Genomic DNA, 25,307 nt, shown 5'->3' on the forward strand with positions numbered 1-25,307 from the left:
TCGGCAAAAGGTACGACAGAACGGCATGGACGGAACGTAAAAGCTAAATCTGGTTTAAACCGCGCAATACTGGAGCAGGGCTGGTATGAAATGCGCCGTCAGCTTGAGTACAAGCAGCTCTGGCGAGGTGGTCAGGTACTGGCAATACCACCCGCCTACACCAGTCAGAAGTGCGCTTGCTGTGGTCATACAGCAAAGGAAAACCGGCAGTCACAAAGTCAATTCGAGTGCCTTGAATGTGGATATACAGCGAATGCTGATATCAACGGGGCACGTAACATTTTAGCGGCAGGACATGCCGTGCTTGCCTGTGGAGGGAGGGTGCAGTCAGACCGCCCGTCGAAGCAGGAACTCGCCGAGGTGATTCAGACATCAGTCTGAACGCAGTAGGGATCCACGTCCTTTAGGGCGTGGAGGATGTCAACTTTAGAAAAAAAAGGCTATTGTGTCAGTTGTTATAGTATGCCAGAAAAAGGGGAGCTTTATGTATCCAGTTGATTTACATGCACATACCATTGCGAGTACACATGCTTATAGTACGGTTAGCGAATATTTCCAACAAGCTAAAAAGAAAGGGATTAAGCTATTTGCGATTACAGATCATGGTCCCGATATGGATGACGCTCCTCATGAATGGCATTTTTCAAATTTGCCGGTGATCCCCAGAATGGTCGATGGTGTTGGTATTCTTTATGGCATCGAAGCAAATATCAAAAATATAAAAGGTGAAATCGACTGTACTGAGAAGATGAGTAAAAAATTAGATATTGTACTCGCTGGTTTTCATGATCCTGTTATGGGATCACTAGGTATGGTTGATAATACTAAAGCGCTTATTGCAACAATAAGTAGTGGTTTAGTACAGGTGATCACCCATCCGGGAAACCCTAAATATCCTATAGATATTAAGGAAGTCGCAAAGGTTGCTGCTGAGTTCAATGTTGCATTAGAAATGAATAATTCTTCTTTTATACATTCTCGAGTAGGAAGTGAGAAAAACTGCATTGAAATAGCAAAAGCGGTGCTTGATGCCGGAGGTTTAATTGCGCTAGGCTCCGATTCACATATTGCATCATCTTTGGGGAATTTTGAGCGAGTATTAGAAGTATTGGCGGAGATCCAATTTCCACAACAGAAGATATTGAATACATCACCAAGAAAGGTGCTTGATTTTTTACAAGCTCATGGCAAAAAAGAGATCACAGCGTTTCAACATTTTTGAGATAGTGAAAAAGCTTAAAAGCTAGCATTATTAAATGTTAGCTTTTTTCAAGTATCTTATTTGCTCGAGATTGTGCATCGTGTTAGTTAAGCTAACTTGCTTAAAAGTATTGTTTTATAGTTATGATGCTCTTGCTCACTATCATTAAAGCCAAATTGATATGCTAAGTTATGTAACTGTTGTTTATAGTCAGCAAGTTTACTCTCATCATCAGTCATAATAGCAAATTCAGCAAAGTAACCAAGATTGTCTAATTTATCGATAGTGATATGAAATTGCTCTAGAAAGTAGATTTGACGGGATTTTGTATAGTTTAAAATACAGTGATAACCTAATGTTTTAAACATCGAAACCGTTTTTTCTGCATCTTCTATTTTTACTGCTTCACATTGGGCTTGTTCTGGGCCTTTTACAATTAATAAATTGATACCAGAGGGGACCATTTTTCTTACGCACAAACTTATAGAGGGAGCAGGGAAAGGTGTATTGGGATGTTCTAAATACCAATCTGTTTCATCATTTTTCGATATAAATAAAGTTGCTCCAGCGAGTTGTAATGCATCAATAAAATCTTGAGGTCGTTTTAAGTGGTATTTCAATTCTGCTTCAAATTTACCTTGAAAGTGTTCAGACATCTCTTTTCCTTATCAATTTATTATTCAATATAGCATTATTTATTGTTTGTTGTTCATATTAAAGAATAACCCTAAGATTTAACTGGGTTATAAATATTGTTATTAAATTTAAAATATAGCAAATGATAAATTGAATATTGTATAAATAGTGATAAGTGTTTTTTATGTGTTATTTTTTAGTGAAATTATTTATTTTATAAAAATAATTTATGTTTTTGATTTAGGGCCAAATCTTGTATTTTATTTAATATTAAAGTGAAATTCTTAACTCATTAAATGATCACAAATCGCTGGGTAAATTTTTCATATGTGAGAAGGGCGAGGGAAAAGGTGAAAAATGAGGATTAAGCCATAAAAAAAGGGCTACTGATGAGCCCTTTTAGGTAGCAAAAAACACTGATTTTCTGCTAATTTGATTAATGTTAATTAAACTTAACTTATTGATCTATTTTCAGAATACACCGGTGAACGGGTTCCAACCTTGATCATTTTTCTTTTCTTTTAAGTAGTAAGCATAATTAGCTGTCGCCGCCCATAAGAAGTTGAGCACAATACTGACTACATTGAGAATTGAAGGGCTTAGGGAAAGTCCTTCCACGATAAAACTTACCACAATGATAATAGCAACATTAATCCCGAATAAAGTTAATGCTTTACGCCATAAACCAAGGATAAGAAAATAAATAAAACCAAAGAAGAAAGCCCAGATATTCATCCCAATTAGAATACGCTTACCGAAAGTCAGTGCTTTATATGCAGCCTTGTATTCTGGAGATTTAGGAGAACCATATTTTTCGAAGAAATCAAAACGCTCTTCCCATTTGGCAGAATATTCTTTATTCATCATAATTCCTGTTAGAGGGTCATTTAATTGTAGTCATAAAAAAACGCATTTTTACATAAAGTAACTTTGCAAACAATATAAATTTATTAACATTTTATTAATATATTGTTTTGTATAATAAATATTATCTTACGCTCGATATGAGTTTATTTTCATAAAATTCTTATTGTTAAAATGTTTATTTCTTTTTTATAGGAAGAATAAGATTTTGAGACAATAAAATTTTATTCTAAAGCGATTATTTAGATAAAAAATAAGAAATCAGGTTATTGGCGTAACCTGACTTCTGATAGGAAAAATCTTGGCGTTGAGTTATCGAACAACTAATACAGAAGATTCTGCATAGCTAACAACAGAAGAAGCTGTCGAGCCTAGTAAGTAGGTTTTCATTCCAGGGTTGCGTGAGCCTATCACAATCAGATCAGCTTGGATTTTTTTTGCGGTCTCTAAAATACGGTCGCGTGGGTTACCTACGGAAATATAAGATTGAGATGTACTATTGGGAATTTCAATATGAGATAAACTATCATTTAACGTAGATAATGCAATTTCAATACGCTGCTTATCATTGGCAAGACGGTCTTGGTTGCCAAAAGCAAATCCGACAAAGGACTCATAGCTAGGAATAACAGATAAAAAGTGGATATTTAGTTTATCGGCCATCGCTAATGCTTTGAGATGAGTGACAACTTTATCCAATAAACCAAGCTCAGTAAAATCGATGGGAACTAATACAGTTTTTGTCATAGTGGCTCCTCATTAACCTTTTATATGTTGGGGGCTTTAGCGGGTTGTTATTATATGCACCAAAAATCAGTCACCTCTTAATATTATCAGTACAAATAGAAAACGGTATAAAAAAATAGAAATATTTTCATTTTTTGAGATATTCATATTTATTTTATGTAAAAAGGTTGATCTATCATAAGATTGCTATTGATGGTAGAAAACGTAATAAAAAAGATAATAAATAAAGGAAAATATCTTGATGTTTTTAGTAAATATCGATATTCCATATGACAAATTATATTTAATATAAATTAGAGTGTGCAGTTTTAGTGCGTTACTAAATTTAATAGAAGACTATAAAAAGTGAATTTATTTATTTTTAATAAAATTTATTTTTGAAGAAATGAATATAGTTAAAAATATCCTTTGTATACAATAGGTTGTGTGTAATCAATATTTATTTTCAGCCATAATGCTTAATGATAATCAATCCCATTAATTATTATTTGTTTTCAAGTCACCATAAATGAGATTGGTTTTTATTTTTATTCTCTCTAAAAGTATAAAATATATAAAAAGTATATTTAAATTTACTATATTTTTATTTTTAGCTGTGCATAATATTCATAATGTTAATTTTCATGGTTAGGAAGTAAAATATGTTACATCAAGATATGATCAATAAACTCAATGAACAGCTGAATCTTGAGTTTTATTCAGCTAACCTTTACCTGCAGATGAGCGCTTGGTGCGATGATAAAGGATTTGATGGCGCTGCCAAATTTTTAAAAGCACATTCCCGTGAAGAAATGGAGCATATGCAACGCTTATTTGATTATTTAAGTGATACAGGTGCTATGCCTTTGTTAGGGACTATTGAAGCACCACCCGCTGAATTTTTATCTTTATCTGATTTATTTACTAAAACTTATGAGCACGAGAAGTTTATTACAGCTGAAATTAATAAACTTGCTCACCTAGCAATGACAACACAAGATTACTCAACATTTAACTTCTTACAATGGTATGTTGCTGAACAACATGAAGAAGAGAAGTTATTTAAATCTATTCTGGATAAACTTGCTATGGTCGGTGATGGTGGTAAGGCATTGTTCTTGTTAGATAAAGATTTAAGTGCTCTTTCTACATCCGCACATATTTAAATAATAAGAATAACTATACTGCTGTTTTAACGTGGTTGGTTAAGTGCATATAAGCATTGCTCAGATTAACATAATAAGCTCTACTGTAATCGCACAGTAGAGCTTTTTTTATCGACCCAGTTAGTGCAATATTGCATATCCATATAACTATTTTATATAGACGTAATCGATTTTTTATTTTTCTACTCCTTTAATTTAATCATTTCTTAAGCTTTGCTGATTATTATTTTGTCTATTTTCTGTTCTTTCTATTCTCTAGTTTGAGTCGTCGATTTATAGCCTATTTTAGTTTGGCTTTTAGATTATTTGGTTATGTATTGAACTGTGTAGTGTGTCAATTAAAGTATTATATTTTTGTTAAGTGTAAAAAGGGTGATATTTGAAACAAAAATGGCACTAAATAAGTTATATTTTGAGTGCTAGTTCACAACCTTTTATTTCAACGATAAAGAAGCGCAGATATTAAAGTCAATTTGCTATAAAATCTTCTTTATCATAAATAGAAAAATCACCTGTAATTTAAGAGGTTATTATGTCATTAAACACACTTAAGACATCATGGGGCAAATTATCCGCCATCGCTGTTTTATTTTTAGGCATGTCATGCCAACAAGCCTTAGCACACGCACATCTAAAATCACAATTACCTGCAGAGGGTGCGGCTATTGAACAAGCGCAAGCACCAAAAGTGATTACACTCGATTTCTCTGAAGGGATTGAGTTGGCCTTTAGTAAAGTAAAAGTCACTGATAAAGAGGGTAAAGAAATTACTGTCGGTAAATTAAGTCTTGATCCCGTTAACAATACAAAATTGTTATTGCCATTAGAAGGTGAATTAGCAGAAGGGAACTACTCTGTAGATTGGAGTGTTGTTTCTGTCGATGGGCACAAAACAAAAGGTTCTTATCAATTTAGTGTAAAATAATGACTCCTGAAGACGTTTATATTTTATGCCGAATTTTTCATTTTGTGGCAGTCATGTTCATGTTCGGACTGAGCTGTTCGGCTGCCATTCTCGCTAAAGAAAAGTTTGTTCCTCTTATTCAAGTACGCTTACGTCCAGCATTGGCGATTAGCACTATCACTGTATTTGTTTCCACTTATTTATGGATGATAGTGCAATCAGGCATTATGGGAGATGGCTGGCAAGACGCTTGGTCACTAACAATATGGCAAGCCGTATTGGGAACCTCTTTTGGACAAATTTGGCAATGGCAATTAGTTTTATCCTCTCTCGCATTAATCGCTCTCTTTATTCATCAACGTAGCATTAGAAATATTAGTCTGTTACTTATCTCAACATTGATGCTTGTGCTACATGCTTTTATTGGCCATAGTGCCATGTTTACAGGTAGTGAAGCCGTAATTTATAAACTAAATCAGAGTATCCATCTTATTAGTGGAGCGTATTGGTTTGGTGGTTTATGGCCTTTTGTTGTGTGCTTACAGTTTTTGCGTAATAAAGATGAATTAGCTGATGGCATGATCAAGCCTATTATTGCCACCATGAAACGCTTTTCATTATTCGGTCACTTCGCTGTTTTATTGGTTATAGCTAGTGGGATTGTGAGTGCCATTATGTTACTCCCCGGTTGGCCTGCAACAACACAACTTTCCTCAGAGTACCAAAGTATGTTATGGCTAAAAATAGCCTTTGTTGCCTTGATGTTAGGATTGGCATTAGTGAATAGGTATGTATTAGTGCCTCATATCCGTAAGAAGAATAACTTTCAATGGTTGCTTATTAATAGTTGGTTTGAGTTATTACTTGGTAGCATGGTTATTTTGACAGTGGCCATTTTTGCGATTAACTCACCTGTATAGATTGATATATACTTGTATTAATCTATTTTTTTAAGTGGAAGATAACCATGAAACGTTTTTTATTTGCGGGCATATTGATGCTTTTTTCTTTTCAAACTTTCAGTGCACCAATATCAACAGTCAGTAAGCTTCAGTTTGGTGATGCTTGGCCATTCACCCGTGAAGAAGTCATGCTAAATTGTCGTGCAGATGGTGCTTGGTTTGTGATTAATCCCGCAACTTTAGCTCAATATCCACTTAATAATATTGCCATGGAACAAATGAAAAGTGGCAAAGTTAATGCTCAACTGATTGATAGTATTCTACTTCCTGATCCCAATACACCTGATAAGAAAAAATCACTGGAAGCTATAGAAAGTGCATTTTTGTCTCTTTGTGAAAAAAACTAATCATTTGATTGAGTTGCAATAAAAAAAACACATTTATTATTTGTTTGATTTAAAAGATAAAAAATGAGTTATTTGATTTTTTATAAAGAATATGAAGTGTGGTAGGGGTGTTTACTGGATCTTTACATATTGTTAGCTATTATTTAACAATAAGGTTGTGAAATAGATGTGGCATAAGCAGTTTTTTACACGCTATTTTCTCATTCAGTATCACTTTTTAGCGCACGGCTCGCAATGAGCCTTTTCCCTAAGCCAGGTAAATGATTTACCTGGCTTTTTTTATGATGCTTTAACATGCGATTAGGCTACTTTTAAAATCCAATGGTGGTTTTCTTTGTCATAGGCATGACGATAAAGCAGAATATTTTTATCTTTCAGTTGCGCAGGAATGCTGGTGTTTTCATCCCATCCATCTAATTGCATACAAAACTCTTTATCATAATCACATGGAATATGAACATAAGTGAGTTGGTTATCGGAAGAGTGTTTCAAAGTAACATCTTCAATTTCATAACAAGCAATTTTTAAGGTTGTTTTATTCATGCTATAGCTCCAAGGTTATGCGATGTTGTGTTGTGCTTTCATAGTTTAAGCTTAAAAGTGAACAGCATGGTGAGCACTTTTTAATCGGACAGTTTTAAGCATAGTATAAATGGAAGTCATTTCCAAAGTATTTTTTAGCAATAAAAAAAACGGATCAAATTTTGTGATCCGTTTTAAATAAATGTGTTAAATAAAGTTGATGATATTACCGTTTATGGCTTAGGTATCGCAGTACCCCATTCATTCCACTCTTTTGGCTCTTTAGCATTGAGAATGAAATTCTGCTCTTGTTTTGCTTTAGCCTGGAGTGGGGTTGATGGCGGTGTAGCAAATGTAATGCCACCACGTATAAACTGCTTAAATGTACCGCTGCGGAATACTCCACCAGTTAAACCAAATGAGAAGTTATAACCTGATGAAAGCCAAAACTCTGTGTTATTACGTACCAGATATTGATATTTCTGACTAATTCTAATGTGGATCAATACCCTGTCAGACATATTACCTAATTCTAGTCCGGTTACCGCACCTACTTCTAAACCACGATAATAGATAGGTGTGCCAATTTGTACAGATCCTGCTTCAGTCGCATTCAATACAAGGTTAAGGCCGTCTAGATACCGAGAGTCGGTAATATTTGCCGTTTGTAATTCAAATATGCGGTATACGCCACCATTGCCTGGCTCTGCCTTGATATAAGGCTGAATAAGAGAATCTAAATTATCGAGGCCTGAAGCGGTTAACTCAGGGGTGACTACCGCAAATCGGCTTCCTGAACGTGCAAAAGTTTTCACATATTCAGGGTAGAGTACCGCTGATACACTCACCGCTTTTTTATCCGCAGAAAGGGTTAGCGTTTCCACCTGACCGATATCAATACCTAGATAACGAATAGGCATTCCTTCAGAAAGTTTACTGGCATCGTAGGTTTTTAAAGTAATTTGAGCACCAATGGCTCTAGCGCTCGTTTCGCTAGGATAAAGTTTATATCTTGAAACATTGTTATTAATATTTTCAAAGTTATCAAAGCTTATCGCGCCTTTTAAGGCACGGTTTAGCGGCGTTGCTTCTACCGTTAATCCCGCACCATTTAATGAAACCTTCGCAGCACCTTCAGTCCAGAACACACTCTTTTCAGTAAGCAGGTGACGATATTGTTTAGAAATATGGACATCAATATCAAATTCATCCATTAAAGGCCGTACATCGACGATTTCTCCAACTTGGAATTGGTGGTAAAGCACCACGGAACCTTTTTGAATACCCGGTAGACTAGCTGCTTTAAGTGTCAAAGTGACAGGTAACTCATTGCCCTCAATACTTGCTTTAGCATAAAAATCATTGCGATAAAGGCGATATTGTTCTTTAGGGGCGCCTTGGCTACCCGGAATAAGGTGGATACCGCCTTCAAGCCACTCTTGAGGTGTGGCTCCTTGGATCTCAATACCATTTAAGCCCATATTGACGTTAATTCGGCTATTAGCGACAAATTTGCTGTTTTCGTAAATATAGTGTTTATATTCAGGTGCAATGATGGCATCGAAAATAACCCCATCATCACTGATGTTGCGCTGAATAATTTGTCCTATCGTAATGCCTCTAAATAGAATAGGTTGCCCGGCATCTACACCCCAGCTCTCTTCACTGGTTAATGAGATAATTAATCCATCTTCACCATATAAGGCTTTGCCTGCATCCACGGAAGTGGCAGACTGTAGCACAAATTGTTGATTTTCTTGGGCTGGGGGACTATTTTCCGGAGAATCAAAGGCAATAGCACCATTAATTAAAGCAGAAACACTTTCCATTTTAATAGAAGCACCACTCTTTAGATTAAAGTTGCCCTGAAAGCCGGATACATTCCAAAAATGACTATCTTGACGGATCAGATGAGCATATTGTTTATCAATACTCAGCTCGATAAAAATACCTTGATTATCTGGACGTATGGCATAGCTGTAAACTTTACCGACCGGAACTTTGCGATAATAAACTTGAGAGTCGACATTAAGAGAGCCTAAATTATCCGCCGTTAAGGTGATAATTTGTTGGTTTTTATCAATGTTGGCTTTAGGACGAACCTCTTGAGCAACAAATTGAAACTGCTTTTCCCCATCTCCAGGAAGCATACTGATATAGTTGCCTCCCACTAAGGCATCTAATCCTGAAACACCAGAAAGACTGGCTTTTGGGGTAACAAGCCAAAATTGCGTATTTTTACGTAATGCATTAGCAAGGTTTTTTCGAATATCAGCGGTAACAATGACTCGGCGTAAATCATTACTGAGCGTCACGTCCTGTACAATACCTACATCAACACCTTGGTAACGGATAGGTGTTCTCCCTGAAACAATACCAGAGGCTGATTGAAAATCGATGGTGATTTGTACGCCTTTTTCTTGCCAGTGTTGGAAAAGCAACCAACTCGCAATAAAAATAGCGATAACAGGGAGTAACCAAAAAGTCGAAATTTTACGTTTGCGACGTATTTCGGCTTGGGTTGCCTGTGTGTTGTTTTCTTCTTGTTGCATAAGTATCCCATAATAAACGACTATCAAACCATTCAACGGCAAGGATAGTGAGAATGACAGCTGTACCAAAATAAAAAGCTGCAGGTCCCATAGTGAATGTCATTAACTGATCTCGATTAATTAATGACATCATCAGCGCAATCACAAACAGGTCGAGCATTGACCATCGGCCGATCCAAGAGACAAATCGATAAAGTTTCATGCGCAATAGAGGGTGAATACGTGAGTTAAAATGAATGCTCAATAGTAACCCCAGCATAATGATTATCTTAAAGAAAGGCACAAAGATACTGGCAATAAACACAATAATTGCAATAGGTGTATTACCTGAATTAATTAAAGAGAGAACACCAGAAAAAATAGTGTCTTCATTACGCTGGCCATTTAAATAAAAGATTGAGATAGGTAATAAATTTGCCGGTAATAGCAAGATCATCGCTGTAATGAGTGCTGCCCAGGTTTTTTGCAAACTCATTGGTTGACGAGCACTATAGCAAGATTTACATCTTGGGCAATGGCTCGAAGGTGGCTTTTTAAAATGGTAATGACATGCATGACAGGTTGCTGGACTCGTTTTTATCTCTTTTTGCGGATAAAACTGTTGCCATAGTTGATCCATATTAATGTTAATAAGCATTAATAGACTTAAAACCATTAAAGCTGAAAAAGCAACTAAGCCATGACCAATATAGATTGTGGCATAATCGCCTAGTTTTATGGTGGCAACACCAAGGCCAATTAAATAAACATCCAGCATTACCCATTCTTTTAGCTTACCTAACATTAATAGCACGGGACGTAAATTTAGATGTAAACGAGCCCCTAAATGGAGATATAAAATGGCAATGGGTAGACTAAGAGGAGCGGCAACGGCACAAAAGGCAACCATTGTTGCCGTTAATGGAGAGCCTTGTTGTGACATTAAGCGAATACCGTCAAGAACATTGGCTGATATCATGGTCCCTAATAAATGGATCTTGATAAGAGGTTGAGTAAAAGCGATAGACGCGAATATCAGCATGGTGATAGAAAGAATTAATAGCCGAGTTAATGACCAATCACGATAGGTCGCTAACTTGGCTTGACATTGTGGGCAATAGGCGTCTTCGCCGCGCTTGAGGTCTGTAGGAAGTGATACGAGGTGGTCACACTCCTGACAATGTATTGATTTGCTTTCTTTGGTGACTAAATCGCTCATTTATCCGCCTATTTGGTCTTTCTTCTCGCTTATCCTAGCTTAAGCCCAAAAAAAACCTCTATACTCAGTGGGTCACAAATTACCATTTTTATTATATTTACGCTTTTCATTTTACAATAATAAGTATCTGATTTTTTTTGTGCGCTTTTAGTGTGTATTATCGTTTTTTTGTAGACTTATTGAAAAGTCTGTATTCAACCTCAAGATAAAATAAGCTAAATTACAAGATATGTTATCTATTTTAGTTATGCTTTCGTTATGCAAATAGGATCTTCTGATGCCACAATTAAATTTTTATCAGGAACTCACTGATAATTTGTCAGCCTTGTTGTCTGGTGAAAATGACTTTATCGCATCACTTGCTAATACCAGTGCATTGATTTACGAGAAGTTAGACAAGATAAATTGGGTCGGATTTTATCTTAATGATGGTAACTCATTAGTTCTTGGTCCTTTCCAAGGTAAAGTGGCTTGTGTCAGGATTGGTTTTGGAAAAGGAGTCTGCGGAACGGCATTCTCAGAAAACAAAATTCTAAGAGTTAATGATGTGCACCAATTTAGTGGACACATTGCATGTGATAGTGCAAGTCAGTCTGAAATTGTTCTACCTTTAGAGGTAAATGGACAAATTATCGGCGTTCTCGATATCGATAGCCCTATTTTTGGTCGTTTTGATAAAAAAGATGAAAATGGGCTTAAAGCGTTGTGTGACGTGCTCTGCGAGCATTTAAAAACGTGTCATACCGCAAAATATTGTGAATTTTGTGTAAGATAACAGGCGTTTGCCGTAGAAATTGTTGGCAACACTATTATAATGTCGCTTGTTCATGCCTGCGCTGGTTGGCAAAACCGTTGTAATCAGGAAATTTCATGGAAAATCAACCTAAGTTGAACAGTAGTAAAGAAATCATCGCTTTTTTAGCGGAACGTTTCCCTAAGTGTTTTATCGCTGAGGGTGAAGCACGCCCTTTGAAAGTCGGTATTTTTCAAGATCTCGTTGAGCATCTAAAAGATGAAACTCAGCTGAGTAAGACACAGTTACGTTCTGCCTTACGCTTGTATACCTCAAGTTGGCGCTACCTTTATGGTGTAAAAGAAGGGGCTAAACGTGTCGACTTGAATGGTAACGACTGCGGAGAGCTGGAAGCAGAGCATATTGCACATGCTCGTACACAATTAGCCGAAGCGAAAGCGCGCGTTCAAGCTCAACGAGCTGAGCAACGTGCTAAAAAGCGCGAAGCTGAAGGTGATAAGGAGACCAGTAAACGTCCGGCAGCGAAAAAGCCAAATCCTCGTCGTCAAGCACCTAAAGACGGTGAAAAACGACAGCCTCGCCCTCAAAAGCAAGCTAATCAAGCGCCTCGCAAAGCGCCACGCCAAAATACTGAAAAGTTAACCCCAGTCAAAGACATCTCAGTGCTTACTGTAGGTCAATCGCTGAAAGTTAACGTTGGAAGTAGCGTGATGGATGCGACAGTGCTAGAAATAGCGAAAGAGGGTGTACGTGTACAATTGCCTAACGGTTTGGCAATGAATGTACGCACGGAACATTTAAAGTTCTGATACGGAGGCCAACCAGAGCATGAACAAACTTTTAAATGTGGCTTTTGCTATTGGATTAGCGTTAACAGGCACTTCTGCTGTCATGGCTGATAAACCAGCCACGCCAGCCATGGTGACTATTAATCAATTACCGACATTAAAGCAAGAGCCACAACATTCCACAGTGAGTGAACGTGTCACCGCTCGTTTTGAACGTTCCCACTATCGTCAATTCTCGTTAGACGCGAGTTTTTCCGAAAAGATTTTTAATCGTTATCTTAATTTATTGGATTATAGCCATAACGTATTATTAGCGTCAGATATTGCCCAGTTTGATAAAGATAAAACTAAAGTGGGTGAATATTTAAAAACAGGTGAATTAGGTCCTTTATATGATCTGTTTAACCTTGCGCAAAAAAGACGTTTTGAGCGCTTTCAATATGCTTTAAATCGATTAAATCAACCTATCGATCTCACTGGACAAGATAAATTTCAGTTAGATAGAACCAAAGCGCCATGGCCGAAAACGCAAGCTGAATTAGATAAGCTTTGGGATGAAAAAGTAAAATACGACTGGCTAACACTTAAACTCTCTGACAAAACAGACAGTGAAATCAAAGAAACACTGACAAAACGTTATAAAGCTGCATTACGTCGCCAAACACAAAGCCAAAGTGAAGACGTATTCCAAATTATCATGACGGCTTTTGCGCGTGAAATTGATCCCCATACCAGTTATTTATCACCAAGAAATACGGAAGCCTTTGATTCAGAAATGAGCCTTTCATTAGAAGGGATTGGTGCCGTATTACAAATGGATGATGATTATCCAATGATTAATTCCATGGTAACGGGCGGACCGGCTGCTAAAAGTAAAGCGCTAAAAGTAGGTGATAAAATTATCGCTGTCGGTCAACATAATAAACCCATGGTTGATGTGGTTGGTTGGCGCTTAGATGATGTTGTCGCACTAATCAAAGGTCCTAAAGGTAGTCAGGTTAAACTAGAAGTTATCTCTGATGAAAAAGGGGCGAAGCCAAGAACTATCACTTTAACAAGAGAACAGATCCGCCTAGAAGATAGAGCGGTCAAGTTAACCGAAAAAGTGATTAATGGTGATAAAATCGCTATTTTAGATATTCCTAGTTTCTATGTCGGTTTAACTAATGATGTGAAAACCCAACTACAAAAAGTGGCTAAAGACAATGTATCTGCTTTAGTTATTGATTTACGTGGTAATGGGGGCGGTGCGTTAACGGAAGCTATTGCATTATCAGGTTTATTTATTCCAAGTGGTCCCGTCGTTCAAGTCCGTGATAATAATGGTCGAGTACGCCAGGATTATGATCGTGATGATGTTGTCTATTATAAAGGGCCACTAGTGGTTATCGTTAACCGCTTTAGTGCTTCTGCTTCTGAAATTTTTGCTGCTGCAATGCAAGATTATGGTCGCGCATTAATTGTTGGTGAGCAAACCTTTGGTAAAGGAACGGTGCAACAATATCGTTCATTGACACGAGTTTATGATCAGATGTTAAGTCCTGATTGGCCTAGTTTAGGTTCAGTTCAGTACACTATCCAAAAATTCTATCGTATTAATGGCGGAAGTACCCAATTAAAAGGGGTGACACCAGACTTGTTATTACCAAGCTTTGATAATTCAGAAATGGGGGAAAGCAATGAAGATAATGCTTTACCTTGGGACAGTATTCCACCGGCTAATTATAAGCTGTCTGAGTATTCAGAGAAAATAAAACAAGCACTACCTACATTGGCGGATCAACATGCTAAACGTATCGCGAATGATAGAGAGTTTTCATATATCTTTGATGATATCAAGCGCTACAATGAAGCTAAAGCCAAAGGTGAAGATAAGTTTATTATTCTTAATTTTGCAGAGCGCGAAAAAGAGAATAAAGAGCTAGAAGCCATAAAATTACAGCGTATTAACCAACGTCTTAAGTTAGAGGGTAAGCCACCACTAAAATCACTTGATGATTTACCGAAGGATTATGAAGGCCCTGATCCTTACTTAGATGAAACGGCTAATATTGCGGATGATCTTGCAAAGGTATTAAAACCTAAGAAGTTATTAAATTAAGTTTTTCTACTTAAGAAAGTGATTCAAATTTACCCCCAATAGTTGATTAATCAATTATTGGGGGTTTTTATTTCCCTATATTTGTCTGCAAAAGTATCTGGTATCTAATACTTTATAATAACCGTGTTATATCTTTAGTGAGAAAATCATCTCATACTATTATTTCGCTATTTTTCTTAGTAGTCATATTTAGTTACCAGTAACATAAGAATTCATTAAGGTATTTAACTGCTTTTATATAAAAATATTCTTAATATCATGTAATCTAAGTTTTTATTTAAAATCTATTTGATACTAGCTTTGAAAAATATAAATAAATGGAATGCAAGGAGGTTTAGATAAAAAATCTTTTATAAGGTAAATAAAAGCTAGATTTTTATCTATTAAATAAGATAAAAAAATAAATGCCTTATTAAATGTGATTAAATTCACATTTAATGGTTTACTTATTGCAATAAATGTAACATGTTGTGACAATGATCGCTCTAGTTGACATAAAATTACGATAGCATACAGAACATAAAATTTTGTATCATTCTGACATACTAAGGTAATAGTAACAGATTAAAAATCTCACCCAAATGCTAAGTGCAAAATCTCTTCTCATCGGCGCAGTTATATAAACGCTAGATGCGCTAATTTTAGAATAGATTTTCTCATTAAGGACTAATGACTAGAAGGTAAGTTATTTATAATTTGCTTAAGCATTTTATTGCTCAAAAAAGTAAATAACAATGTGGTGAGATGACTACCTAGCATTATTGATGCTAAAAAAATAGCGATTTGGCTTAAGTTTATACAATTTAAGCGAGCGTTACTTTTAGCTAAATATAAAAATAGTACTTTGTTTAACTTATTGAATATAAATAAATTTAAATAGTTATTAACCAGGTTGAATTTAAAATGAAACTAAAAAGAATGGTGTTGTTTATGTTTTCCCCTTGTTTTTTAGCTGTGAGCGCTGCTAATGCTGGGAATTGGGAAAATACAATTAAAGAAAGCTCATTTATTTCTGATTCTGAACTTGAGCTGACTACCATTAATATGTGGAAATACCTAAAAACAGAAAACCGTTTTGATAAACAAGAGCAACGTTATAGAAAACAAGTTGCTAATGCTTGGGGTCAAAACTTCCAAGCTGATTTCAGATCTGGCTATTTAGGTGGCATTCTAGGATTCGATGTTTCTTATTATGGTGGTATTAAATTAGGAGCAAGTAAAGACTTCGCTTCTCGTGCCATATTATATAATGATGATGGTGAAGCAAAAGGCTATAACAAAATTGGTCAACGTTTTGCAAAAGTGAGATTCGATTTAGATCCTGTTTTAATTAATGGTAAAGCGGGTTGGTTTACCTTGAAGAATACAGGTATTTTTACTAACTCACAGCGCTTATCATTAAACAGTTATAACGGTTATTACACTAATACGGCGATGGGTGATTGGAGTTTAGATTTGCTGTATCTCGACGGAAAAGTTATGCGTCGTGATAGCCCAAATATCGATAGAATGTATTTCAGTGATGGTAATGGTGTTAGACATAATATTGACCATGTTATTACTGGTGGAGTTAACTATAATTCCAAACCATTAAAAGTCTATTATTTCTATGGTCAGGCGGATGATGTATTCCGTCAACACGGTTTAGAAACAAAATATAAGTTAACATCAGACGTTACTCTAGGTGGTGTTGTTTATTACCACGATTATGGCAGTGAAGGAAAACGCACATTAACCAATGCTAATGCAGGTAAACGTAACTTTGATAAGGATGCATGGCACTTTGCTGGTACTATGGAATGGCGTATTCCTGAATCAGCGTGGACCATTCGTACTGGTGTGACTTATACCGATGCGAAAAAAGCCAATGGTGTTGGTCAATTTGCGCGTAACCCAATTGGGAATACTCGTGGACGCTTTAACTCACCGGCTTATGCAGATATTGACTATGTGCGTGATGGTGAAGTGATGGGGGCATTAGAAGCTGCATACAAAGTTAACAATGAGTTGTCTGTTGGTGCACGGACTAACTATAGTGAATTTAGTTACTCCGGCGAAAGATTAAAACAAGGGCAGTTTGGCTTATTTAGCTACTGGAAGCCAACGGCTAATCTTTCTATTTCTTTAAGTGGCGGTATTGGTTGGCACCATCAACAAGAAAATGATTACACCACACCAAAACTGTATGATGGTCACTCACGACGTGCTCACTCATTATCAGGCTCTATGACAACGACATATCGTTTTAAAATGTAATTGTTTATAGGGTAAGGGATAACAGAATTCATCCCTGTATAGGTGCATGGCTTGCCTGATGGTGAGCCATGTACAAAAATAGATAAAGCTGACATCCAAACCTTTAATCTAACAAAACGTCTTCAATTAATTTATTTTGTTAAAATTTCATCACTAGGCATTTATTTTTGGGCCTATCTTGCCTAGACTGTTATTCCTCCTCTATGTGAAAATAATCCTCCATAATTTAGCTATTAATTACATTTTCTTTTATTAAAATGTAAAGTTATATCGTTTTTAGTAGCAAACAAGTTAAAAGACTTGATAAAATAAAAAAAAGCCTTATTTATAAGATAGTTTTTGCAATGTGGTAATTAGATAAAATAGGAACAGTATCAATATGATGAGGATTGCCTTATTCCTGTTAACAAACTTAGCTGTCATGTTTGTGTTCGGGATCATCTTATCTTTAACAGGTATTCAAGGCCGCAGTGTTCAGGGTTTAATGATCATGGCTGGCCTATTTGGTTTTGGTGGTGCATTTGTTTCTTTACTTATGTCAAAATGGATGGCATTACGATCCGTTGGTGGTCAAGTGATTGAAAATCCAACCTCTGAAGTAGAACGTTGGTTACTTGATACTGTAAGACGTCAGTCTGAGCAAGTGGGGATTAAAATGCCTCAAGTTGCAATCTACGATGCACCAGATATTAATGCGTTTGCAACTGGAGCTCGTCGTGATGCTTCGCTGGTGGCGGTGAGTACCGGATTATTAGCCAGTATGAGCCGTGACGAAGCGGAAGCTGTTATTGCACACGAAATTAGCCATGTTGCCAACGGTGATATGGTAACGATGACCTTATTACAAGGTGTTGTGAATACTTTCGTGATCTTTATCTCCCGTATCATTGCTCAATTTGTGGCGAATTTTATTTCGAGCGATGAAGAGAGTGAAAACAGTAACGGAAACCCATGGGTATACATGGGCGTTTCTATGGTGCTTGAAATTGTCTTTGGCATTTTGGCAAGTATCATCACGATGTGGTTCTCTCGCTACCGTGAATTCCATGCGGATGCAGGCTCTGCAAAACTGGTTGGCCGTGAGAAGATGATAGCGGCATTACAACGCTTAAAAACCAGCTATGAGCCACAAGAAGAGAGCAGTATGATGGCTTTCTGTATTAATGGCCGTAATAAGTCATTTAGTGAATTATTTTTATCACACCCGCCATTAGATAAGCGTATTGAAGCACTACGTAGTGGCGAATATCTCAAGTAAAAGAAACTATTAGCGATAAATAATTTTTAATTATCAGTTTACAAATGCCAGAGACAGAAATGTTTCTGGCATTTTTGTTGGTGATCCATTAGCTTTAATTAATTCCTACAATCGCTTTTCGTTTTATTTAACAGACTGTTCTGGTTCAACTGAATATTCTTATCTCTTAATATTTTTATAGGTATTAAGTTAAGCCTCAGAGCTAGTGATGCATGATCATCATATCTATTGATTGATAAAAGGCGGTTAAATTAATATCAAAATAAAAAAGCCAGTTTAAAATTAAACTGGCTTTAAGAGATTTAACTTAATTGTTAATGTGGTTTACTTCACATTAAGTTCAGCTTCTTCTTCCTGATTAAAGATCTCTTTATCTGTTTGGCGCATCATTTGGCTAGTAATAGTACCTGCGGTCATAGAGCCACTGACATTTAATGCAGTACGACCCATATCGATAAGAGGCTCCACAGAAATCAGTAGGGCAACCAGTGTAACGGGTAATCCCATTGCTGGTAAAACGATCAGGGCTGCAAAGGTTGCACCACCACCGACACCCGCAACACCTGCTGAGCTAATGGTTACGATACCCACCAAAGTGGCAATCCAAAGAGGATCGAAAGGATTAATACCGACTGTTGGTGCCACCATAACGGCTAACATAGCAGGATAAATACCGGCACAACCATTCTGACCAATTGTCGCACCAAAAGACGATGAGAAACTGGCAATCGATTCAGGAACACCAATGCGACGAGTTTGTGTTTCGATATTTAATGGAATACTGGCTGCACTCGAACGACTTGTAAATGCAAATGCTAATAATGGTCCTGCTTTTTTGAAGAATTTAATTGGGCTTAAGCCAGTAAATCCAACTAATAAACCATGAACGACAAACATTAAGCCCAGCGCAACATAAGAGGCAACAACGAAGCTACCGAGTTGAATAATGTCATGCAGATTGGAGCTTGCCACAACTTTAGTCATCAGTGCCATTACACCGTAAGGTGTTAATGCCATAACGATACGGACTAACTTCATGATCCACGCTTGTAAGCTATCAATCGCTGCTAATACTTTTTCACCGCGAGGTTTATCTTCTTTAAGCAGTTTTATTGCAGCCATTCCTAGGAATACCGCAAAGATAACTACACTAATAATCGAGGTTGAGCTTGCACCAGTTAAATCGGCAAATGGATTTTTAGGAATAAAAGATAAAATTAATTGAGGTACAGTTAAGTCAGACACTTTACCTATATAATTATGTTGAATAGCGGCTAAACGCTGCGCTTCCTGTTCCCCTTGAACAAGACCTTCAGCTGTTAAACCAAAGATATTGGCTATAACAATACCGATAAGAGCAGCAATTGCCGTTGTAAATAGAAGTGTACCAATAGTTAGTGCACTAATTTTTCCCAATGATGATGCTTGGTGTAAACGTGATACTGCACTTAAAATAGAAGCAAATACCAATGGCATAATGATCATTTGTAACAGTTGTACGTAACCGTTACCAACGATGTTAAACCAAAGGATAGATTCTTTAATAATAGGATCGTGTGCGTCATAGAATGCATGTAACGCCAGCCCAAACACCACCCCAAAGACCAAACCGACAAGAACTTTCTTTGACAGGCTCCACTGACGTTGGCTTAATTTAGCCAAGATGAGTAATAGCACAACAAAGACGAGTACGTTAATAATTAACGGAAAATTCATCTTAACTCTCCAACGAGATTTTTATATATAAATTTGGCGATTGTATGCGATATGAGTTCTTAGGTAATAAGAAAGGATATAACAGCATCAACTCGCTATATGGTAACAGTATTGTTAATAACTTTTTATAATCAATTATTCTTTTATATAGTCGTTTAGTTATAAAAACAAGGAAGATTGGTATAAAAAAGACTAATTAACTATAAATAGATAGAGGAAAGTAGAGAACTGTCAAGGAGAGTTAAAAAGGTGTACGTTTATCGTGGTACATTTGTAACCAGTGATTTATTTGTGTGGGAAGAGAAAAAGTTAGGTGTGGGGGCAGAAATAGTGCACCAACTAAGATGATGACAGAAATAAATCGTTCTCCTTTTTTGCTATTTTTTTTCGCTAAAATCGGTAAGGCAAAACGCATTTTTAGTGGCCATAAAAAAGGTACACCTGATGGTGTTAGCATATCTGCCAGTAGGTGACTTAAGTAACCTAGCAAAAGGGCGTGAAAAAAATCAGCCGAAATCGTGATATAAGGCGCAACTTGTGTTTCCCATAAAATGGCTAAACCACAAAAGGCGAGTAGGCTATGTGTGAAGCCACGATGACCACAGAGTTTTGATAGCGGTAATGAGATTATCCGAAAGAGGCGTCCTAATATAGAGCCTGGATGATCTAAATCTGGTAGTAGTGAACCTAATAAGACAGCAGGGATCATGTGAAACCAATCACCTTGAGCAAGAACGGGGGTTATTTCTAATTTCTGTGCTAAGACGAGTGTTGCAACAGAAAAAAGTAAATGTCCTTCGGCTGTCATTCCTTATCTATGCCTATATGCGGTTTTTACCGCTTGCTGTTCATTTATACAGTGCTTAAGTATAAAAGGTTTTTACAGCAACTAACAGACATAAAAGATAAAAATTGCCTTAATTATTAAGCAATAACAGAAATATTTTATTCGGATGTGTTAAAAATAACCAAATTTTAGATAAGGGATAAGAATTAATATAGAAAAAGGATATCGACAATAAATGATACCCTTCTATAAATTTTTATAGGCTATAACTAAAGTCGTTAGCCTAATAATTGAGATTTGGTTAATTCGTTGAGAGAGGCAATTTTAACATCGGCTAATCCCCAACATTTGTCATTAAACTGCTCCGCTGCAGGCACAACAATTGAGCGCATTCTTGCAGCTTTGCAAGCAATCATACCATTGCGTGAGTCCTCTAAAGAGACACAATTAATGGGTGCGACATTAAGTGCCTTAGCAGCATTGAGATAGACTTCTGGGTGAGGTTTACTGTGCGCTAAATCAGCTGCAGAGACAACAGCAGAGAAGTAATGACGAATATTAAATAACTCAAGTACACGCTCTAGCATAAAATGCGGTGATGCTGAGGCTAAGGCTATCTTTAAACCTAATGATTGACATAAAGATAGGGCATGTTCAACACCAGGGAGCAGCGGTTTTTTATCTTCAATAAGTTGTACAACGCGAGCAATCATTCTCTCTTTAGCTTCTTGTTGTGTTACGCCTTGCCAAGGTGATACTTGATACCAAAGTTCGATAACTTGATCTATTCTTAAGCCGACGGTGTCGGGCATGCTGTCAGCAAGTGATAAATCGACACCTAATTGTGCAAAGACCTCATGTTCTGCTTGTGCCCAAAACGGCTCTGAGTCGATTAGCAAACCATCCATATCAAAAATAGCGGCTTCAATGGGCAATTTAAAAGACATGTTTACTCTCCATAATAAGGTCTATGTTGATGAAAAATGATTGTAGCAAGAGTTGATTGGAAAATCTTTTTTAATCAGTTTCTTATTTCTTTTAAAAAATAAATAGAGAAAATGATAGCTATTAAATTATTGACATATTAGCCGTTAATTAGATTAGGATATTTAGGTGCATATTGCCGAATTCTATGAGTGAGGACAAAATGAGTTATCAACATGCAGGAATATATGCCATTGTAAAACGTGTTATTGGTTGGCTTATTTTTATTCCTGCCTTTATTTCAACGACAGTTTCGTTGATTGAGTTAGCTGCGATGCCAAGAGCAAATGGCGAGGGTGTTAATGCTGTAATTAATGATTTTTTTCGAGTATTAGCAGAAATGGTACAATTTAACACCCCGTGGCTAGACTTTTTTTGGCGTCATTCTCCAGTACCCAACACTCAAATAGGTTTTAGCCAACAGAATATTATCTTCTTTGTGATCTTCTTTTTAATGTTTATTGGCTTAGCACTGAGTGCATCAGGGTTAAGAATGTATCGCCAAGTGAAATATTTAAAAGAAAATATTCAAGATCAACTAATTATTGAACGAGCACTAAAAAGTGGTATTACAGCGCAAGAGCTAGAGCAGAATATAAAATTGCCAAGACATACACTATTTACTCAAGTCATGGTGCTGTATATTTCACCTATTATTGTTATCGCAATTGGTTATTTTCTGCTGAAATTTTTAGGCTGGTAGTTATCTATCACATTGATTTAATTAAAATAAACCTCGCAGGGTAACATTTGGCGAGGTTTATTTTTATCTATCGGTAAATAAAATCAGATTGTTTTAGTGTGTACCGAGCAAATCATCAATGATTTTTCTGGCTGCTAGGTAATCTTTTTCTTCACCGAATAAATGACAGCGATTAAGGAAATAGTAGAGCTGGTAGATAGGCTGGCGTGATAGGAATTTTTCAGATAAAGGCCAGATGCTTTGGTAACCATCAAAAATATTCGCTGGCACCGAAGAGCATAGTGGTAGCATGGCAATATCACATTCGCGATCACCCCAATAACAAGCAGGATCGAACATCGTTCCTTCAGATTGACCTATAGCAGCACAATTTTTAGGCCATAAGTTGCCATGTAATAGCGAGGGTTGTGGATGATGATCGGCTAAACGGTGATTAATGATTTGAATGATTTCTTCTATATCACCGAAAACCATCCCTTTCTCTGAAGCGAGTTGCAACTGGATACCAATACGCTTTTCTGAATAGAAGTAATTCCAGCGCTTCTCCCAACCATTTGCTTGAGGTGTGGTATCTATATGGGTATCGAAATCAAAACCATAACGGGGTTGTTCTTCCCATTGATGCAATTTAGCTAACTGTTGACCAAAACAATACGCGCTGTGAGGTGTAAAAGGTTGCACAGGCAGAAATTCTAACAGTAAGAAGCTAGTATCTTTACTATTGCCAATGCCTAATACGCGAGGAATACGGATCGTTTGGCTTTTTGCCAACATTTCAAGCTGTTCTGCTTCATTTTTAAAGGTGGGCAAAAATTCCCGTAGGTTAGATTTTACAAAGACAGGGATCTCACCATATTGAATTTTCCAAGTGTGGTGTATATCACCGCTTGAAAGGTGGTGTTTTTCGCTGATCTTTGCTGAAAATCCTAAATTTGATTCAAGCAAACGACCAATATTCTGCCACATAGATTACACCTCGCAAAGTTGTTTACTTAGTAGACCCAAATAGTAACGAGCGATGTTTATACTATGACAATAACACTTTAATTAAATCAATACAGTATAAAACTAAAAAACGGGATGATTATCCCGTTTTTATAGCAATAAAGATTTTCATTAGGCATTGGCGGGTTTAGTTTGCCGTTTTATTTTTGCCAATTTAATCTGATTACAGAGTAATGCAATAATAAAGAACACCGCTTGCGTGAGTACAATAGAAGGGCCTGTGGCACCGTCAATATGAAAACTGATAAATGTACCAATAACACTCGATATAACAGAAAAAAGGATAGCGAGTGTGATCATTCGAGAGAAGCTTCGCGTTAATAGATAAGCGGTGATCCCCGGAGAAATCAGCATGGCGACCACTAAAATAATCCCAACGGCTTGCATCGAGGCGACAATCGTTAACGCCAAAATAGAGAGTAAGCCATAATGTAATAAAGCGACCGGGAGACCGACAATTCTTGCTTGATTAGGGTCGAAACAATACAACATAAAGTCTTTTTGTTTAACCAGCATAATAGTAATAGTAATTAAACAAATAGCACTAATCTGTATAAGCACATCTGGGGTGATACCTAAGATATTACCAAATAATATATGCATTAAATGTTGGTCAGTATCTACACTAGCGAAGATCACCAAACCGACAGCAAACATACCAGAAAAGACAATTCCCATTACCGTATCTTCTTTTATTCGGCTATGCTCTTTTAAATAACCTGTTGCAAATGAGCAAAATAGGCCCGAAAGAAAAGCCCCTATCGTTAAAGGAATTGCAGTGACATAAGCTAATACCACGCCAGGTAAAACAGCGTGAGAAATAGCATCTCCCATTAGTGACCAACCTTTTAACACCATATAGCAAGATAAAATAGCGCAGGCGATACCAATGATAACCGCGGCAATAATTGCACGTTGCATAAAAGGATATTGAAAAGGTTCAATGAAAAATTCCATTAATTCATTCATAGTTGCACCTCTTCTTGTTGAGTAACGTCTTTTGGATGCTGGGATTGTGAAATAAGTGCTTGTGAACTTTGACGTGCGCGGCGACGGGCTGCCAACATGCCATGTTTAGGCGCAAATAAGAAGGCTAATAAGAAAAGGGCGGTTTGCATTGTGACGATAACGCCCCCCGTAGCACCATTAAAGAAATAACTTAGATAAGCACCAACAGCACTGGTTACTGTACCAATACAAATAGCGATAATAGCGAGTCGTTTAAATTGGTCAGTGAGTAAATAAGCGGTAGCGCCAGGCGTAACCACCATAGCAATAACTAAGATAGCGCCGACCGTTTGTAGCGCAGCAACGGTACATGCACTGAGCAAGGTAAAGAAGATGATTTTTAGTTTTAAAGGGGATAAACCAATAGAGCGAGCATGTACTTCATCAAAAAATACAACTAATAAATCTTTCCACATACAAAATAGAATAAGAAAAGAGACACCAGTAATGATAACGACTTGCCAGACATCTTCATCAGCAATGCCGAGAATATTCCCTAAAATAATGGTCTGAACGTTGACGGCAGTAGGGTTTAATGAAACCAGCAACAGACCAAAAGCAAAAAAAGTAGAAAAAATAAAGCCAATCACCGCATCTTCACGTAATCGTGTGATGTGACGAATAAAAGTCATTGATAAAGCAGCAAGTAGACCCGTAAAAAAAGCACCCACTGCGTATGGCAGCCCTAAAATATAAGCACCGGCAACGCCGGGAACGACGGAGTGGGAGAGGGCATCTCCCATTAATGACCAACCTTTAAGAATAAGGTAAGAAGATAAAAAGGCACAGACAGCACCAACTAAGGCACTTACCCAGATAGCCTTTACCATATAGTTATACTCAAAAGGTTGTAGGAGTAATTCTAGCAT

General features: G+C 36.8%; 24 protein-coding genes. 12 read left to right on the forward strand and 12 right to left on the reverse strand.

All coding sequences use genetic code 11. From position 1 onward, the window contains the following. Both AACV00_RS17030 and AACV00_RS17035 read left to right on the forward strand, forming a co-directional pair. Positions 1-381, forward strand: a 381-nt coding sequence (locus AACV00_RS17030; RefSeq protein ID WP_161680063.1) for an RNA-guided endonuclease InsQ/TnpB family protein, incomplete at its 5' end; no start/stop codon positions are given. A 103-nt stretch (positions 382-484) separates the two neighbouring features. Continuing rightward, complete coding sequence (locus tag AACV00_RS17035) at positions 485-1,222, forward strand: phosphatase (RefSeq protein ID WP_004242553.1); 738 nt, start codon at positions 485-487, stop codon at positions 1,220-1,222. 86 nt (positions 1,223-1,308) lie between these two features. On the opposite strand, the gene cyaB is transcribed toward AACV00_RS17035, so the two are convergent. From cyaB to AACV00_RS17050, 3 genes are all read right to left on the reverse strand, one after another. Then, complete coding sequence (cyaB, locus tag AACV00_RS17040) at positions 1,309-1,857, reverse strand: class IV adenylate cyclase (protein WP_004242554.1); 549 nt, start codon at positions 1,855-1,857, stop codon at positions 1,309-1,311. Positions 1,858-2,308: 451 nt separating this feature from the next. Continuing rightward, positions 2,309-2,704, reverse strand: a complete 396-nt coding sequence (locus tag AACV00_RS17045) for a DUF2628 domain-containing protein (RefSeq protein WP_004242555.1) — start codon at positions 2,702-2,704, stop codon at positions 2,309-2,311. Positions 2,705-3,013: 309 nt separating this feature from the next. After that, positions 3,014-3,448, reverse strand: a complete 435-nt coding sequence (locus tag AACV00_RS17050) for a universal stress protein (protein ID WP_004242557.1) — start codon at positions 3,446-3,448, stop codon at positions 3,014-3,016. A gap of 641 nt (positions 3,449-4,089) precedes the next feature. Between AACV00_RS17050 and ftnA the strand changes: the two genes are divergently transcribed. The 4 genes from ftnA to AACV00_RS17070 all read left to right on the forward strand — a co-directional run bounded on the left by ftnA (position 4,090) and on the right by AACV00_RS17070 (position 6,806). After that, the gene (gene ftnA, locus AACV00_RS17055) at positions 4,090-4,593 is read left to right on the forward strand and encodes a non-heme ferritin (RefSeq protein WP_004242561.1); all 504 of its coding nucleotides are present in this window, start codon (positions 4,090-4,092) and stop codon (positions 4,591-4,593) included. A 532-nt stretch (positions 4,594-5,125) separates the two neighbouring features. Then, a complete protein-coding gene (gene copC, locus AACV00_RS17060; protein ID WP_004242563.1) occupies positions 5,126-5,518 on the forward strand; it encodes a copper homeostasis periplasmic binding protein CopC in 393 nt (130 codons plus the stop codon). Continuing rightward, on the forward strand, positions 5,518-6,417 hold the full coding sequence (gene copD / locus AACV00_RS17065) for a copper homeostasis membrane protein CopD (RefSeq protein ID WP_004251471.1): 900 nt from the start codon (positions 5,518-5,520) through the stop codon (positions 6,415-6,417). Before copC ends, copD begins: the two co-directional genes overlap by 1 nt. A gap of 47 nt (positions 6,418-6,464) precedes the next feature. Further along, complete coding sequence (locus AACV00_RS17070; protein WP_004242565.1) at positions 6,465-6,806, forward strand: YebY family protein; 342 nt, start codon at positions 6,465-6,467, stop codon at positions 6,804-6,806. 300 nt (positions 6,807-7,106) lie between these two features. Here AACV00_RS17070 and AACV00_RS17075 read toward each other — a convergent pair whose 3' ends face one another. The 3 genes from AACV00_RS17075 to AACV00_RS17085 all read right to left on the reverse strand — a co-directional run bounded on the left by AACV00_RS17075 (position 7,107) and on the right by AACV00_RS17085 (position 11,078). After that, on the reverse strand, positions 7,107-7,349 hold the full coding sequence (locus tag AACV00_RS17075; protein ID WP_004242567.1) for a DUF1480 family protein: 243 nt from the start codon (positions 7,347-7,349) through the stop codon (positions 7,107-7,109). Positions 7,350-7,561: 212 nt separating this feature from the next. Then, the gene (locus tag AACV00_RS17080) at positions 7,562-9,880 is read right to left on the reverse strand and encodes a PqiB family protein (protein WP_004242568.1); all 2,319 of its coding nucleotides are present in this window, start codon (positions 9,878-9,880) and stop codon (positions 7,562-7,564) included. Then, positions 9,822-11,078 carry a membrane integrity lipid transport subunit YebS gene (locus AACV00_RS17085; RefSeq protein ID WP_004242569.1) on the reverse strand — a complete coding sequence of 419 codons (1,257 nt, stop codon included), beginning with the start codon at positions 11,076-11,078 and terminating at the stop codon, positions 9,822-9,824. Before AACV00_RS17085 ends, AACV00_RS17080 begins: the two co-directional genes overlap by 59 nt. A gap of 277 nt (positions 11,079-11,355) precedes the next feature. Between AACV00_RS17085 and AACV00_RS17090 the strand changes: the two genes are divergently transcribed. The 5 genes from AACV00_RS17090 (at position 11,356) to htpX (ending at position 18,235) form a co-directional block, all read left to right on the forward strand. Then, on the forward strand, positions 11,356-11,853 hold the full coding sequence (locus AACV00_RS17090) for a GAF domain-containing protein (protein WP_004242571.1): 498 nt from the start codon (positions 11,356-11,358) through the stop codon (positions 11,851-11,853). 95 nt (positions 11,854-11,948) lie between these two features. Continuing rightward, a complete protein-coding gene (gene proQ, locus AACV00_RS17095) occupies positions 11,949-12,641 on the forward strand; it encodes an RNA chaperone ProQ (protein WP_004242572.1) in 693 nt (230 codons plus the stop codon). Between the two features lie 19 nt (positions 12,642-12,660). Next, positions 12,661-14,721, forward strand: coding sequence for a carboxy terminal-processing peptidase (gene prc, locus AACV00_RS17100; protein WP_017827230.1), 2,061 nt, complete (start codon positions 12,661-12,663; stop codon positions 14,719-14,721). 903 nt (positions 14,722-15,624) lie between these two features. Continuing rightward, entirely contained in the window at positions 15,625-16,977 is a 1,353-nt protein-coding gene (locus AACV00_RS17105; protein ID WP_004242576.1) for an OprD family outer membrane porin, read from the forward strand. Between the two features lie 379 nt (positions 16,978-17,356). Beyond that, positions 17,357-18,235: a protease HtpX gene (gene htpX, locus AACV00_RS17110; RefSeq protein WP_004242578.1), complete on the forward strand. Its 879-nt coding sequence runs from the start codon at positions 17,357-17,359 to the stop codon at positions 18,233-18,235. A gap of 324 nt (positions 18,236-18,559) precedes the next feature. Here the strand turns inward: htpX and AACV00_RS17115 are convergent, their stop codons facing one another. The 3 genes from AACV00_RS17115 to hxpB form a co-directional block, all read right to left on the reverse strand. Then, positions 18,560-19,951, reverse strand: coding sequence for an L-cystine transporter (locus tag AACV00_RS17115; protein ID WP_004242579.1), 1,392 nt, complete (start codon positions 19,949-19,951; stop codon positions 18,560-18,562). Positions 19,952-20,192: 241 nt separating this feature from the next. Next, on the reverse strand, positions 20,193-20,759 hold the full coding sequence (locus AACV00_RS17120) for a metal-dependent hydrolase (protein WP_004242580.1): 567 nt from the start codon (positions 20,757-20,759) through the stop codon (positions 20,193-20,195). 257 nt (positions 20,760-21,016) lie between these two features. Then, on the reverse strand, positions 21,017-21,685 hold the full coding sequence (gene hxpB, locus AACV00_RS17125) for a hexitol phosphatase HxpB (RefSeq protein ID WP_004242581.1): 669 nt from the start codon (positions 21,683-21,685) through the stop codon (positions 21,017-21,019). Between the two features lie 185 nt (positions 21,686-21,870). Between hxpB and AACV00_RS17130 the strand changes: the two genes are divergently transcribed. Then, on the forward strand, positions 21,871-22,425 hold the full coding sequence (locus AACV00_RS17130; protein WP_004242582.1) for a YniB family protein: 555 nt from the start codon (positions 21,871-21,873) through the stop codon (positions 22,423-22,425). Between the two features lie 93 nt (positions 22,426-22,518). Here AACV00_RS17130 and AACV00_RS17135 read toward each other — a convergent pair whose 3' ends face one another. The 3 genes from AACV00_RS17135 to AACV00_RS17145 all read right to left on the reverse strand — a co-directional run bounded on the left by AACV00_RS17135 (position 22,519) and on the right by AACV00_RS17145 (position 25,307). Next, positions 22,519-23,391, reverse strand: coding sequence for a fructosamine kinase family protein (locus AACV00_RS17135; protein ID WP_004242583.1), 873 nt, complete (start codon positions 23,389-23,391; stop codon positions 22,519-22,521). 150 nt (positions 23,392-23,541) lie between these two features. Continuing rightward, complete coding sequence (locus tag AACV00_RS17140; protein WP_004242584.1) at positions 23,542-24,399, reverse strand: metal ABC transporter permease; 858 nt, start codon at positions 24,397-24,399, stop codon at positions 23,542-23,544. Next, the gene (locus tag AACV00_RS17145; RefSeq protein WP_004242585.1) at positions 24,396-25,307 is read right to left on the reverse strand and encodes a metal ABC transporter permease; all 912 of its coding nucleotides are present in this window, start codon (positions 25,305-25,307) and stop codon (positions 24,396-24,398) included. Before AACV00_RS17145 ends, AACV00_RS17140 begins: the two co-directional genes overlap by 4 nt.

It is taken from the genome of Proteus sp. G3927 (assembly GCF_963894685.1).
Classification (GTDB): Bacteria; Pseudomonadota; Gammaproteobacteria; order Enterobacterales; family Enterobacteriaceae; genus Proteus; species Proteus mirabilis.